Source organism: Actinophytocola sp., from assembly GCF_036002505.1.
Lineage (GTDB): Bacteria > Actinomycetota > Actinomycetes > Mycobacteriales > Pseudonocardiaceae > DASYTH01.
This window is the reverse complement of sequence record NZ_DASYTH010000436.1, coordinates 1-13375: the sequence shown is the minus strand read 5'-3', so window position 1 is coordinate 13375 and position 13375 is coordinate 1. Positions and strand designations below refer to the sequence as shown.

15 protein-coding genes are annotated in these 13375 nt (G+C 70.1%); 4 read left to right on the top strand and 11 right to left on the bottom strand.

Annotated features, from left to right (window positions below):
• Positions 1–46: 46 nt before the first annotated feature.
• The 3 genes from VGR06_RS39085 to VGR06_RS39075 all read right to left on the bottom strand — a co-directional run bounded on the left by VGR06_RS39085 (position 47) and on the right by VGR06_RS39075 (position 3082).
• Positions 47–763, bottom strand: a complete 717-nt coding sequence (locus VGR06_RS39085; RefSeq protein WP_327564279.1) for a demethylmenaquinone methyltransferase — start codon at positions 761–763, stop codon at positions 47–49.
• A 102-nt stretch (positions 764–865) separates the two neighbouring features.
• Complete coding sequence (locus VGR06_RS39080) at positions 866–1969, bottom strand: glycosyltransferase (RefSeq protein WP_327564278.1); 1104 nt, start codon at positions 1967–1969, stop codon at positions 866–868.
• Complete coding sequence (locus tag VGR06_RS39075; RefSeq protein ID WP_327564277.1) at positions 1970–3082, bottom strand: glycosyltransferase family 1 protein; 1113 nt, start codon at positions 3080–3082, stop codon at positions 1970–1972.
• Between the two features lie 95 nt (positions 3083–3177).
• Between VGR06_RS39075 and VGR06_RS39070 the strand changes: the two genes are divergently transcribed.
• Together VGR06_RS39070 and VGR06_RS39065 are read left to right on the top strand one after the other, a co-directional pair.
• Complete coding sequence (locus VGR06_RS39070) at positions 3178–3501, top strand: DUF3761 domain-containing protein (protein WP_327564276.1); 324 nt, start codon at positions 3178–3180, stop codon at positions 3499–3501.
• 64 nt (positions 3502–3565) lie between these two features.
• Positions 3566–4399: an inositol monophosphatase gene (locus VGR06_RS39065; RefSeq protein WP_327564275.1), complete on the top strand. Its 834-nt coding sequence runs from the start codon at positions 3566–3568 to the stop codon at positions 4397–4399.
• A 186-nt stretch (positions 4400–4585) separates the two neighbouring features.
• Here VGR06_RS39065 and VGR06_RS39060 read toward each other — a convergent pair whose 3' ends face one another.
• Entirely contained in the window at positions 4586–4990 is a 405-nt protein-coding gene (locus VGR06_RS39060; protein WP_327564274.1) for a hypothetical protein, read from the bottom strand.
• A gap of 155 nt (positions 4991–5145) precedes the next feature.
• Between VGR06_RS39060 and VGR06_RS39055 the strand changes: the two genes are divergently transcribed.
• The gene (locus VGR06_RS39055) at positions 5146–5319 is read left to right on the top strand and encodes a hypothetical protein (protein ID WP_327564273.1); all 174 of its coding nucleotides are present in this window, start codon (positions 5146–5148) and stop codon (positions 5317–5319) included.
• Between the two features lie 4 nt (positions 5320–5323).
• Here the strand turns inward: VGR06_RS39055 and paaE are convergent, their stop codons facing one another.
• Genes paaE through VGR06_RS39020 form a run of 7 tightly spaced genes read right to left on the bottom strand, consistent with a single transcriptional unit; the run spans position 5324 to position 11012 of the window.
• Positions 5324–6385, bottom strand: a complete 1062-nt coding sequence (gene paaE / locus VGR06_RS39050) for a 1,2-phenylacetyl-CoA epoxidase subunit PaaE (protein ID WP_327564272.1) — start codon at positions 6383–6385, stop codon at positions 5324–5326.
• The gene (gene paaD, locus VGR06_RS39045; RefSeq protein ID WP_327564280.1) at positions 6385–6846 is read right to left on the bottom strand and encodes a 1,2-phenylacetyl-CoA epoxidase subunit PaaD; all 462 of its coding nucleotides are present in this window, start codon (positions 6844–6846) and stop codon (positions 6385–6387) included. The genes paaE and paaD overlap by 1 nt, the downstream gene beginning before the upstream one ends.
• A gap of 29 nt (positions 6847–6875) precedes the next feature.
• A complete protein-coding gene (gene paaC, locus VGR06_RS39040) occupies positions 6876–7775 on the bottom strand; it encodes a 1,2-phenylacetyl-CoA epoxidase subunit PaaC (protein WP_327564271.1) in 900 nt (299 codons plus the stop codon).
• Positions 7772–8068, bottom strand: a complete 297-nt coding sequence (gene paaB / locus VGR06_RS39035; protein WP_327564270.1) for a 1,2-phenylacetyl-CoA epoxidase subunit PaaB — start codon at positions 8066–8068, stop codon at positions 7772–7774. The genes paaC and paaB overlap by 4 nt, the downstream gene beginning before the upstream one ends.
• Positions 8065–9003, bottom strand: coding sequence for a 1,2-phenylacetyl-CoA epoxidase subunit PaaA (gene paaA / locus VGR06_RS39030; protein ID WP_327564269.1), 939 nt, complete (start codon positions 9001–9003; stop codon positions 8065–8067). The genes paaB and paaA overlap by 4 nt, the downstream gene beginning before the upstream one ends.
• A 42-nt stretch (positions 9004–9045) precedes the next feature.
• Entirely contained in the window at positions 9046–9489 is a 444-nt protein-coding gene (locus VGR06_RS39025) for a DUF3592 domain-containing protein (RefSeq protein ID WP_327564268.1), read from the bottom strand.
• 20 nt (positions 9490–9509) lie between these two features.
• Positions 9510–11012: a M1 family metallopeptidase gene (locus VGR06_RS39020; protein WP_327564267.1), complete on the bottom strand. Its 1503-nt coding sequence runs from the start codon at positions 11010–11012 to the stop codon at positions 9510–9512.
• Between the two features lie 68 nt (positions 11013–11080).
• Between VGR06_RS39020 and VGR06_RS39015 the strand changes: the two genes are divergently transcribed.
• Positions 11081–13066: a tetratricopeptide repeat protein gene (locus VGR06_RS39015; RefSeq protein WP_327564266.1), complete on the top strand. Its 1986-nt coding sequence runs from the start codon at positions 11081–11083 to the stop codon at positions 13064–13066.
• Positions 13067–13375 lie beyond the last annotated feature (309 nt).

Sequence of the window (13375 nt, the reverse complement as noted above, 5' to 3'; positions counted from 1 at the left end):
GCGATGAACGCGTCTTTCCTCGCGCTGGGCGTGATGAAAGCGTCGTTCATCGCACCGAGGGCGCGGGGAGTGCTGGGCGGGGGCGGGTGGCGCGGTGCAGGGCGACGGCGCCGAAGGTCAGGTTGAGCCACTCGACGTCGTGCCAGCCGGCGCGGGCGATCAGTTCGGCGAGGGTGCGCTGGTCGTGCCAGTCGCGCATGGACTCGGCGAGGTAGCGGTAGGCGGCGGGGTTGGACGAGAACGGGCGGGTGATCAGCGGGAGGGCGCGGAGCAGGGTGTTGTGGTAAAGCCAGCGGATGGGGCGCCAGCGGGGTTGGGAGACCTCGCAGATCACGAGCCGGCCGCCGGGGCGGACCACGCGGGCCATTTCGCGGAGGGCGGCCACGGTGTCGTTCATGTTGCGCAGGCCGAAGGAGACGGTCACGGCGTCGAAGGCGGCGTCGGCGAAGGGGAGGTGCAAGGCGTCGGCGGCGACTTTGGGGACGGTCCGGTGTGCGCCGGTGCGGAGCATGCCGAGGGAGAAGTCGGCGGCGACGCACCAGGCGCCGGAGCGGGCGTACTCGACGGTGGACACGGCGGTGCCGGCGGCGAGGTCGAGCACCTTCTCGCCGGGCGCGGCGTCGAGGACCTGGCGGGTGACCTCGCGCCAGCGGCGGTCGAAGCCGAGGGTCATCACGGTGTTGGTGCGGTCGTAGCCCTTGGCCACGCCGTCGAACATGGCGGCGATGGCGTGCGGGTCCTTGTCCAGCCCGGCTCGGGACATGGCGGCCAGCCTAACGGTGCGCCTGGGGCGTGTTTCACAGTGCGGTGAATGCGTCTTTGCTCGCGATGGACGTGAGGAAGGACGCATTCACCGCATCACGGCCTAGCGGTGGGCGTCCAGCATGCCGCGCACGGAGGTTGACCAGTCGAACTCCTCGGCCCGTTCGCGGGCCGCGGCCCGGCGTTGCCACACCGGCACGTCCAGTAACCGTTGTACCGCTTGGGCGAACGCCGGGGCGTGGTCGTCGACGGCCGCGCCGCAGGTGTCCTGGACGATCTCGCGGAGGGCGGAGGACGCGGACACCACGACGGGGGTGCCGGAGGCCAGCGCCTCCAGGGCGGCGAGGCCGAATGTCTCATGTGGACCGGGAGCGAGCGAGACGTCGGCGGTGGCGAGGAGGCGGGCGACGTCGGTGCGGTCGTTGACGAATCCCAGGAACGTCACCGGGAGGCCGGCGGCTCGGCGGCGCAGGGCGGTCATCCGGGGACCGTCGCCGGCGATCACCAGGCGGACCCGTTCGCCGGCCTCGTGCAGCGCGGCGAGGGTGTCGACGCTGCGTTCTACCTTCTTCTCGGGGGAGAGTCGTCCACAATGGACCAATAATGCGTCCGCGCCGCAGGACAGGGTTTGGCGCAGTGCACCGTCTTGTTTGGACGGATCGAAGACGAGCAGGTCGACGCCGAGGGGCACCTGGCGGACGTTCGGCGCACCGATCCGGTCGAACTCCTCGCGGGCGAACGCGGTGGTGCACACGACGGTGTCGTAGCTCGCGGCCATCCGGGCGTTCGCCAGGTCCGCGACCCGGCGGGCGAGGGGTGCAGGGAGCAGGAACTGTTCCAGCAGCCGGTCCAGGCGTTCGTGGGAGACGACCATGCTGCCGACCCCGTGCCGGCGGGCCCAGTCGCCCATGCCGCGCAGCGTCAGCCGGTCGGAGACCTCGAGCCGGTCGGGGCGCAGGCGTGGCAGCAGTGCGCGAACCCGCAACGGATCCACGACGCGGTAGCCGCCGGTGCCGGGGATCCGGGGCGCTGGCAACGTGATCCGGCGAACGCCGCTCGGCATGACCTCGTCGCCGTGCCGCCGCCCGGGAACCACCAGTGTCACCTCGTGCCCGCGGGCGGCGTACCCGGCACCCAGGTGGTGCAGCGCGGTGCGCAGCCCGCCGGAGCGCGGGCCGTAGAAGTTCGCCAGCTGCACGATCCGCACTCAGGCCACCTGCGCGCGCGACCGGGCGACCTGGCGGTAGTGCCCGAGCAACTCCTCGCACACCGCGGGCCAGGTCCGGGTGAGCACCGCGGACCGCGCCGCGCGGCCGAGACCCCAGCGCACGGCGTCGTCCCGCAACAAGTCCACGGTGGACGGAAGCTCGGCGGCGAAACCGTCAGGCGGCAGCAGGAATCCGGTCCGCCCGTGCTGCACGAGGTCCCGCGGGCCGCCCGCGTCCGGGGCGATCACCGGGAGGCCGGACGCCATCGCCTCCTGCACCGCTTGGCAGAACGTCTCGTGCGGACCGGTGTGCACGAACACGTCGAGAGTGGCGTACGCGGCCGCGAGCGCGGTACCGGTGCGGAAACCGAGAAACGCCGCGCCCGGCAGCCGGTCGCGCAGGGCCGCGGTGTCCGGACCATCGCCCACCACGACCACCCGCACACCGGGGCGGTCGTTCAGCGCGGCGAGGTGCTCGACCCGCTTCTCCGGGGCGAGCCGGCCGACGTAGCCGACCAGCAGCTCACCGTCCGGCGCCAGCCGCCGGAGCAGAGCGGGGTCCGCGCGTTCAGGGGAGAACAGCCGGGTGTCCACGCCGCGGCCCCACCGGAACACCCGCGGGACGCCGTGCTCGATCAGCGCGCGCACGGAATCCGTTGACGGCGCGAGGGTTCGGTCGGCGTAGGAGTGCAGCCGCCGAATCCAGCGCCAGGCCGCCCGCGCACCGCGGGACAGGCCGTAGGCGGCGGCGAACCCGGCGACGTCGGTCTGGTACACCGCCACGGTCGGCACGCCGAGCCGTCTGGCCGCGCGCAGACCCCCGGCGCCCAGGACGAACGGCGAGGCCAGGTGCACGATGTCGGGCGCGAACTCGGCGAGCGCGGCGTAGACCTTCGGGCTGGGCACGCCGATCGGCAGTGAGGTGATCACCGGCAGATCGACGGCCCGTACCCGGCGCACGCGCGCGTGGAGGTACCGGTCGGGTCCCACCCCCGGCGCGATGATCAACGCCTGGTGCCCGCGGTCGTGCAGGTGTTCCACGACGCGGAGAACCGAGTTCGTCACGCCGTTCACCTGCGGCAGGAAGCTCTCGGTGACGATGGCGACTCGCACGAACCGACCGTGACAACCCGCCCTGCCGGGGAGGGGACGGTGACATGACGTTCGAGCGAACGTCATCGGAACCCTTGCAACCAGGTCCTTAGGGCATGACCCTCGTCCACGCGTCGAGCGTTCTCGTGCTCGGCGCACTCCTCCTGGTCGCCGGCTGCGATCCGCGGTCGGCGCCGGCCACGGTCGAGCCGATCGCCCCGGTGCCGGCCCCCGCCGCCCCGGCCCCGCCAACGCCGGCGGTGCCGCGGATGTCGTCGACGACGGCGCAGGTCCGGGTGACCGCGGCCGCCCCGGACCCGGCCGGCGAGCCGGCGCCCCCGCCGGGCGCGACCGCCCTGTGCCACGACGGGACGTACAGCACCGGCCGGCGTCACCCGAACGCCTGCGCACGCCACGGCGGGGTCGCGCGGTGGCTGTGAGATTCCACGGCATGTCATCTGCCGGTCGTGTTGCGGACACCAGCCACGATCACGCTTGGATGGCATGACGCTCTTGTCCTCCCGACCGCGCGGGCCGGTGGAGCCCGGCCTGCTGTCCCGGGCGCTCGAGGTCGCCGGCCGGCTCGCCAACGACGCCACCGACGTGATCACCGCGACCGCGGGCCGCGGTGCCCGGCCGGGGACGAAGGAGTCGCCGTTCGACTGGGTCACCGACACCGACCGGACGCTGGAGCGGCACACCCGGCGGGTGCTCACCGCCGAGTTCCCCGGGATTCCGGTGGTCGGCGAGGAGTTCGGCGCGGACATGGGCTCGGACGACGCCGAGTACCGCTGGGTGGTGGACCCGGTCGACGGCACCGCGAACTACGTGGCCGGCATCCCGTGGTGCGCCTACAGCCTGGCGCTGGTGGACTCCGCGGGCCCGGTGGTCGGCGTGGTGGCCGACCCGTACCGCGGCCAGATCTACGCGGCCGCGCGCGGCCGTGGGGCCCGGGCGAACGGCCAGCGGGTTTCCCTCGTGGACCGCACGTCGACGGCGGGTTCGCTGGTGTGCACGGAGTTCGCCCGCACCGGGCCGTGGCCGGGCATGGGCCATTTCATCGAGCGGGCGGCCGCGTCGCACGCCGGGGTGCGGGTGCTGGGCTCGGCGGCGCTGGCCATCGCGCAGGTCGCCCTCGGCCACGCGGCGGCCGCGGTGCTGCACAGCTACCACGAGTGGGACGTCGCCGGCTCGGTCGCGCTGGCCATCGAGGCCGGGGCCGCGGTGCTGGACCGGCACGGCGAGGACGCGCCGCTCCCGGTGGACGGCCTGCTGGTCGCCGCGCCCGGGGTGGCCGAAGAGGTGCTGGCCTGGTGGCAGGAGAGCGCGACCTGCTGAGACCCGAGCGTACAACTCGCTTGCCACACAGTACGACTCGCTTGCCGGAGGATACGACTCGCCGGGGTTCCCGTGTGTGAACGCGCGAGTCGTACGTTCAGGACCGCGAGTCGTACGCTCAGACCTCCGAGTCGTACGTTGGGGACGCTGAGTCGTACGTTCCGAATGTCGAACTCGCGGGGCAGGTCATGGCCAGTCGATGGTCAACCGGTCACCGGCACGCAGCCGCGCCCAGCGCTGGCCGAGCTCGTCGAGCGTGTCAACGGCGCTGCACAGTTCGGCGTCCGGATAGGGGAACGGTCCCTCGTGCAGCGAGGCCCATACCCGCCGGGCGGCCGCAACGACGGTCCCGGGTGCCCGCTGCTCGACCGCGGCGTGGACCGCGGCCGCCAGCAACTCGGCCACGCCGATGCCAGGGCCGTTGGCCCGCAGCACCTGCCGCGAGCGCTGACGCGGGTCATGCCGCAGCCGCCCGGAGAGCACACGCATGTTCTCGAACATGGCCCCGGCCGCGATGCTGCCGAACACGCCGTCGTCGAGCCGGAGTTGCTTTCCGTCGCGATATGCGCCAAATCGTGCGGCACGCGCCATTTCCGGTCGTATCCTGACAGGAACAGCACAACGTTGTCCTCGCGATGGATCGTGGACCAGTACCGGCGTTTGCCGTCATGCTGCATCAGCACCCGCATGCCGGCGAGCGTCGCACGTGACTCCCGAACCGTCATATGAATATCAAGGGGGTCGGGATGATCGCTATGTTGCTCATTCTCGGGCCGCTCGTCGTATTGCTGACCTGGGCCGCGGTGTTCGACATCAGGCGGCGCCGTCGGCGTGCGCAGCTCGACGGACATGACGTCTCGGCGGCGGCGAACCGGATCCGGAGCCGTGCCGAGGGTGGTGGAACCGCCGCCGGTCCGTGATGGGTCAGGCGTCGTAGTCGACGGTGACCTGGGGGGTGGTCGGAAGGCTCTGGCAGGTCAGGACGAAGTTGGCGGCCAGCTCGTGGGGTTCGAGGGCGTAGTTGCGGCGCATGGTGACCTCGCCGGCCGTGACCTTGGCGCGGCAGGTGCCGCAGACGCCGCCCTTGCAGGCGAACGGGAGGTCGGAGCGGACCCGCTGGGCGGCGTCCAGGATCGGGGTGTCCGCGGGCAGCGTGAGGGTGGTCTGCTTGCCGTCGAGCACGACGGTGACCTCGGCGACCGGACCGTCCACTCCGGACTCTTCGGCGCGTTTGGGGGCCGGCGGCGGCTCGTCGACGTAGAACAGCTCGTGGTGGACGCGCTCGAGTGGGACGCCGCGGCCGGCGAGGACCGCCTCGGCGTCCTGGACCAGGCCGTAGGGGCCGCACAGCCACCAGTGGTCGACGTCGGCGGCCGGGACGATCGCGTCGAGCAGGGCGGTGAGGCGCTCGGCGTCGAGGCGGCCGGTGAACAGCTCGACGTCGCGTGGCTCGCGGGAGAGCACGTGCACGAGTTGCAGCCGGGAACGGTAGACATCCTTGAGGTCGGCCAGGTCCTCGGCGAACATCACCGTGTCGGTGCGCCGGTTTCCGTACAGCAGCGTGACTTTACTGTCCTCTTCGGACGCCAGCACGGTGGCCACGATGGACAGCACCGGAGTGATCCCGGATCCGGCCGCGATCAGGCAGTGGTGCGCTGGCCCGGGCGGCGGCGTGAACTTTCCCAGTGGTGGCAACACTTCCAGTAGGTCGCCGGGCTTGAGAGTGTCGACCAGTGCCGCCGAGAACAGCCCGCCGTCGACCCGCCGCACCCCGATCCGCGGCGCGGTGCCGGCGGGTGCGCAGATCGAGTAGGACCGCCGCTCCTCGACACCCTCGACATCCTGGCGCAGCGTCAGGTACTGCCCGGCCCGGAACGCGTAGATGTCGGCCAGCTTTTCCGGTACCAAGAACGTGATCGCTACCGCGTCCTCGCAGAGCCGGTCGACCTTCGCCACCCGCAACCGGTTGAACTGCGGCCGGCTCATCAGAGCTCCTTGAAGTGCTCGAAGGGCTCCCGGCATTCGTCGCACCGGAACAACGCCTTGCACGCCGTGGACGAGAACCGCGACAGCTCAGTGGTGTGTCCAGATCCGCAGTTCGGGCAGCGCACCAGCCGGCGGGCCGGCGCCAGGTTGAGCGGCACCGGGCCGGCCGCCCGCGGCCCGACCCGTTCCGGCGGCGCGATTCCGTGCTCGGCGAGCTTCCGCCGCCCCGCCGCGCTGACCCAGTCGGTGGTCCACGCCGGGTGCAGCACGGTGCGCACCTCGACGTCGTGGTAACCGGCCTCGCCGAGTCGCCGGGTGAGGTCCGCGCGCATTTCGTCCAGCGCCGGGCATCCCGAGTAGGTGGGTGTGATCGTCACGGTCACCCGCCCGGACTCGCCGCATTCCACGCCGCGCAGCACCCCGAGGTCGGCCAGGGTCAGCATGGGCAGTTCCGGGTCCATGACCCGCTCGGCGACCTCCTGCGGCGTGCTCACCACACGGCTCCGGGAAGGGAGCGGGCTAGGTGCTGCATCTCGGCGAGGAGGTAGCCCATCGCCTCGGTGTGCACGCCGTGCCGGCCGAGGCGGTGGGCGACGGCGGACATCGGGCGGACGTCCGGGCGGTCGAGGGCGGCGGCGGTGAGCACCCGGTCGAGCACAGCGTCTACTTCGGACCGAAGGGTGCCGGGGTCGACGGCGACGCCCGCGGCGGCGAGGCGGACCTCGATGTCGTGCGGGGCGAAGAGCTCGTCGAACAGGGGCCACACCTTGGTCAGCCCGGCGATCATGCGGGACCGGGAGAGGTCCGTCCCACCGGCCAGGCGCAGCGTCCACTGGGCGGCGTGGTCGCGGTGGTAGGCGAGTTCTTTGATGCCCTTGGCGGCGATGGCAGCGAGGACCGGGTCGCGGGAGGCGGTCAGGTGGTCGAGGAGGGCCAGGCGCCACGAGGCGAAGATCAGCAGGCGGGCGATGGTGGTGGCGAAGTCGCCACCGGGGCCGGGGCCGCAGTCGACCTCCACGAGGCGGACGTTGCGGAACTCTGGTTCGTCGCGGAGGTAGGCGAGGTCGTCCTCGGCGCGCCCGGCGCCCTCGACCTCGCCGGCACGGGTGAGCAGCATCCTGGCCTGGCCCAACAGGTCCAGCGCGATATTGGCGAGGGCCACGTCCTCCTCGAGCTCCGGCGCCCGGGAGCACCACTCGGAAAGGCGTTGCGACAGAACAAGTGCGTCATCGCCGAGCATGAGGCAGTACTGAGCCAGATCCACGGAGTCCACTTCGGACGGTACAGCTCTGTCCACTCCGGACAATGGGTCGTCGAACCCGGTACCGAACGCCCAGTGCTGCTCGTCGTTGGACTCGGTGATGGACTCGTAGGCGTTGTCGAAGCTCATAGATGTGGCACGTCCTCGGGTATGGCGTAGAACGTGGGGTGCCGGTACACCTTGTCGCCGGCCGGCGCGAAGAACGGATCCTTCTCGGCGGGGGACGACGCGGTGATCGCCGCGGCGGGTACCACCCAGATGCTCACGCCCTCGTTGCGCCGGGTGTAGAGGTCGCGGGCGTTGCGCAGGGCCATCTCCGGGTCGGGCGCGTGCAGCGAGCCGACGTGCACATGGTTCAGACCACGCTTGCTGCGCACGAACACCTCGTACAGCGGCCAGGACGAGCGCGGTGTCTCGGTCATGCCGCACCATCCACAGTGGACTGCTTGGTGGCGTACGCGGCCGCGGCCTCACGCACCCAGCCGCCGTCGTCGTGCGCCGCGCGCCGGTGCGCGATGCGCGCCGCGTTGCACGGCCCGTTGCCGCCGACGACCTGCCAGAACTCGTCCCAGTCGATCTCGCCGAAGTCGTGGTGGCCGCGGTCCGGATTCCACGCCAGCACCGGATCCGGCAGTGTGACGCCGAGTTTCTCGGCCTGCGGCACGGTCATGTCCACGAACCGCTGGCGCAGCTCGTCGTTGGTGTGCCGCTTGATCCGCCAGGCCATGGACTGCTCGGTGTTCGACGACTCCGCGTCCGGCGGACCGAACATCATCAGCGACGGCCACCACCACCGGTCCACGGATTCCTGCACCATCCGCCGCTGCGCCTCGGTGCCGCCCACCATGGTCATCAGCAGTTCGTAGCCCTGCCGCTGGTGGAACGACTCCTCCTTGCAGATCCGGATCATCGCCCGCGCGTACGGCCCGTACGAGGTCCGGCAGAGCGGCACCTGGTTGCAGATGGCCGCGCCGTCGACCAGCCAGCCGATCACCCCGACGTCGGCGAACGACAGCGTCGGGTAGTTGAAGATCGACGAGTACTTCTGCCGGCCCTCGATCAGCTTGGTGGTCAGGTCCTCGCGATCGGCGCCGAGGGTTTCGGTCGCCGCGTACAGGTAGAGCCCGTGCCCGGCCTCGTCCTGCACCTTGGCCAGCAGGATCGCCTTGCGGCGCAACGACGGCGCGCGGCTGATCCAGTTGCCCTCCGGCTGCATGCCGATGATTTCGGAGTGCGCGTGCTGGGCGATCTGGCGGATCAGCGTGCGGCGGTATCCGTCCGGCATCCAGTCCCGTGGCTCGATGCGTTGCTCGGCCGCCACCACGCGGTCGAACTCGCGCTCCAGGTCCTCGTCCACACCCCTGATGTTACACCTGAACGCCGAAAACGCGGATAAGTGTCACATTCGGTTCCGGCGCAGCCACCACACGACCGGAACCACGATCACCCAGGTGGCGAGCACCGTGGTGCCGACCGGGAGCAGGGTCAGCCCGGCCCCGCGCCCGGCCACCCGGACCAGCTCGGGGTCGCGCTGGTCGTACTCCACCTGGACGGTCTGGCCCTCCTCGAGCGCCTCCGGGTAGAGCACGCCGACCGACGGGATGTGCTCGGCGCCGTCCGGCGTCTGGAACCGCACCAGCGTCCGCTGGAACGACACCGAGACGACCTCGGCGTTCGCCCGCCCGGTGCTCTCGTCGATCTTGGCGTCCTCGGTCCACGCGGCGACCGTCAGGAGCAGGCCGAGCCCGGTGACCAGCGCGCCGACGGACAGCAGCGCCCGCACCGCGATCCGCCGCGCCCGCAATCCCCGAGCCGGCACGACCTGCTCCACCACCACCACCACGCCAGCGAGCCTATCCGCAGCTAACGGGCCAGCACCTCGTGTGTCTCCTTGATCTTCTGGTACGACTTCGGCTCGGCGGTCCGGGCGAGGCCTGCCGCGGTGCCGTTCGGCCCTGTTGCGGGCTTTCCGGCGGTGTAGAGCCAGGTGGTGAACAGCCCGCTCAGGTTCTGCCCGGAGATCGCCTCGGCGAGCGCGATGAACTGGGCGGTGGCACCGTTGCCGTACTGGTGGGTGCGCGCCCAGGTACGCAGGATCAGGAAGAAGCTCTCGTCCCCGACCGCGGTGCGCAACGCCTGCAAGGTCATCCCGCCCCGGTCGTAGACCACGTCGTTGAACTGCTCGGCCGGGCCCGGGTTGGCCGGAAGCAGCTGCCAGAACTCGTCGTCGGCCGGGATCGAGTCATAGGTGAACTGCGCCACCTCGGCCGGCGTGCCCTCGCCGAGGTAGTCCGACCACAGGTACTCGGCGTACGTGGCGAACCCCTCGTTGAGCCAGATGTCGGTCCACCCGTGCACGGACACCGAGTCCCCGAACCACTGGTGCGAGAGCTCGTGCGCGACGACGTAGGTATTCGATCCGCGCCGGAACGACCGCCCGTCGTACACCGGCCGGGTCTGGTTCTCCAGCGCGAACCCCAGCTCACTCGGGTTCACCACGATGCCGCCCTGCGCCTCGAACGGGTAGTCGCCGAACTGCGTCGCCTCGAACTCCAGGATCTCCGGCGTCCGCTCCACGCTCGCCCGCGCCGCGTCCGCACTCGCCCCCAGGTCGTTGGCGTACGCGGAGATGAACGGCAGCCCGTTCGGCGCCGTCTGGAACCTCAGATCGTCGAACTGCCCGACGACGAAGAACGTGCCATACGTGTTCTGCGGCTTGAGACTCCGCCAGTTCCACCGCACCCACCCGTTGATCTGCTGCTGCCGGTCGACCAGAACGCCGTTCGACAACGCCTCATACCCCTCCGGCACCGCGATCGACACATCGAACGTCGCCTTGTCCGTCGGATGGTCGTTGCTCGGATACCACCACGGCGCGATCTGCGGCTCATTCACCGCCAACGCGCCGGTTGCCGTCCTCGTGTACGAGTTGAACCCGTACAGCTTGTAGTCGGGATTCGACGGAACATCGCTGTACGCAACGACAATCGTCAGATCACTCCCGTTCGCGATCGAGCGAACCGGTGTCACCACCAGCTCGCCGTCGGTCGTCGACCGGAACTGTGCCATCGCGTTGTTCACCCTGACCGACTTGACCTTCAACAGGAAGTCCAGGTCAAACTGACTCAGGTCCTGTGTCGCTTTGGCAATGATTGTCGTTGTCCCCGAAATCAGGTCAAACGTCGGATTGTACGTCAACCGGATATCGTAATGAGAGACGTCATATCCCCCATTCCCGTCAAACGGGTAGTAATCGTCACCAATCCCGGATGCCCCAGGTGAGGGAGCTGCACTCGCCGTCGAAGTGCACAGCAAAGCAGTCGTGACGGCCGCCAAAGCACTGATCATCAGTCTGGAAGCTCGCATAACCCGAACGTAACCATCTGCCCGCCAACCCACTACCCTCGATCAGCGGGGTCCTACTCTATGGAACTGTGGCTGGTCTCGTCTCTCCCCACGTGGCCGGCCTCGCCCCGACAATCGGCCGCCAGGAGGAACTCCGCGACCTGCGGGCGGCCTTTCTGTCCGGCCCAGTCCCACCCGTTGTTCGGGTACTCGCCGGCATGGGTGGCGTCGGCAAGACCAGCCTCGCTCGGGCGTACGCCCAGCGGTACCGCAACGACTATGGCGTCATCTGGTGGGTCCGGGCCGAGGATCCGGGGGTGATCGACGCGGAACTTCGGTCGCTGCTCGAGGCCCTCGGGTCGCCCGGTGAGGTCGCGCAGATCCATGACGCCCGCACGGCAGCACTCACCCAACTCGGTCGGCTCGACGATCCGTGGCTGCTGGTGCTCGACAACGTCGCCGACGCCGCGGCGGTGCAAGCCTTGCTTCCGCCGGCGGGTCAGGGCCATGTGATGATCACCAGTCAGGCTACCAATTGGCCCGATCCGAGTGTCGTCGTGCCCGTGCTGCCGCTGGTCAGGGGTGCGGCAATAATGGTCCTAACGCGATTGTCCCTTGATGATGACGCCACCGCGGCCGAGGCGCTCGCCAATGAGCTCGCAGGGCTTCCCTTGGCGCTCATCCAGGCGGCGTCGTTCGTTCGAACCAATGCCATCGACCTGGCACGCTATCTCCGGTGGTACCGGGAGCGCAGTGCCGACCTGCACAGGGAGGGCCGTCCGGCGGACTATCCGCACACCGTCGCCACCACGTGGCGGCTAGCCATTGAGCGGCTCACCACCAACGCGAGAACACTGCTGAACCTGCTCGCGTATTACGCGCCCGACGCTATCCCCGTGCAGTTGCTCCTTGCGTCCCCGGATGTCGGCGGGATCGAGCTTGCCGAGGTGATCCAGCCGCTCCTGGCCGACGAACTGGCCCGAAGCCAGGCGATCGGCGAGCTGCACCGCTACGACCTCGCCATGCCGGCGGCCTCCGACACGGTCGCCGTGCACCGGCTCGTCCAATCTGTCACCCGGAACCAGCTGCGCGACGACCTGACGTCCCACCAGTGGGCTGAAGCCGCTCACACGTTGATCACGGCCGCCCTGCCGAAACCGGAGCGCCGGCCGGCCGCGGCCACCATCGCGGTCTGGAACGCGTTGCAGCCGCACCTTCTCGCGCTGCTCGCTCACCTTCCGCCCGATCATCCGGACACCCTGACCACCCGCGGTCGCGTGGCGTACTGGACGTGGAAGGCGGGGGCCGCGACCCGGGCCCGGGACCTCTTCGGCGAACTGCTGTCCGACATGGAGCGGCTATTGGGTGCCGAGCATCGGGACACTCTGGCAACCCGTGCATCGGTGGCGAACCTGACCGGTTGGGCCGGGGATCCGGCGCAGGCCCGGGACCTGCTGGCCGACCTGCTTCCCGTTCGACGGCGCCTGCTGGGCGAGGAGCACCCGGACACCTTGCTCAACCGGAACGCCCTGGCATGGTGGACCGGAGAAGCGGGGGACGCGGTGCGGGCCCGGGATCTGACCGCGGAGTTGCTTGCCGTGCGCGAGCGGCTGTCCGGGGTCGAGCACATCGACACGCTCGTCGAGCGGTACAACGTGGCGTACTGGACCGGCCACGCCGGCGACGCGGTTCGGGCCCGCGACATGTTCGCCGACGTGGTGGCGGAACGGGTGCGGCTGTTGGGTGAGGACCACCCGATCACCCTGGATGCCCGGCGGCAGCAGGCCATCTGGATCGGGCAGGCCGGCGATGCGGTTCGGGCGCGGGACTCGATCGCGGCGCTGCTCCCGGTCATGGTCCGGGTGGTGGGCGCTGACAACACCGAAACGTTGTGGTGCCGCCACAACTTGGCGTTCTGGGTCGGTCGGTCGGGCGACCCTGCGCGGGCTCGTGACCTGTTCGCCGAGCTGCTTCCCGCGCGCGAGCAATTGCTCGGTGCCGAGCACCCGGACACAGTGGACACTCGAAGCGAGCTGGAGTACTGGGCCGAGTTGACTGGTGGGCCTATGCCATGAAGGACGCCTTCGGGGCACTCAACGTCAATGCCAGGGACGTAAGAACCGGGTGATTTCGGCCAGGTCGTGGCTGGTGAGGCAGATGAGATCCGTGGGACTCCTGGGTGTCGATGTATGTCCTGAAGGCGTCCTTCGGGACGCTCAACGCCCCGAAGGACGCCTTCAGGGCATGTATCACCGCCGCCCGCGGGCACTCCGTCGCAGTTGGACGGCGGCCCTAGCGTTCGGCCGCCGCCGAGCGATTGTCGATCAAAGTGACCTGCGGCGATGGGAGCCGGCTGTGGCGTTCACCTCGTTGGCCGACCAGCT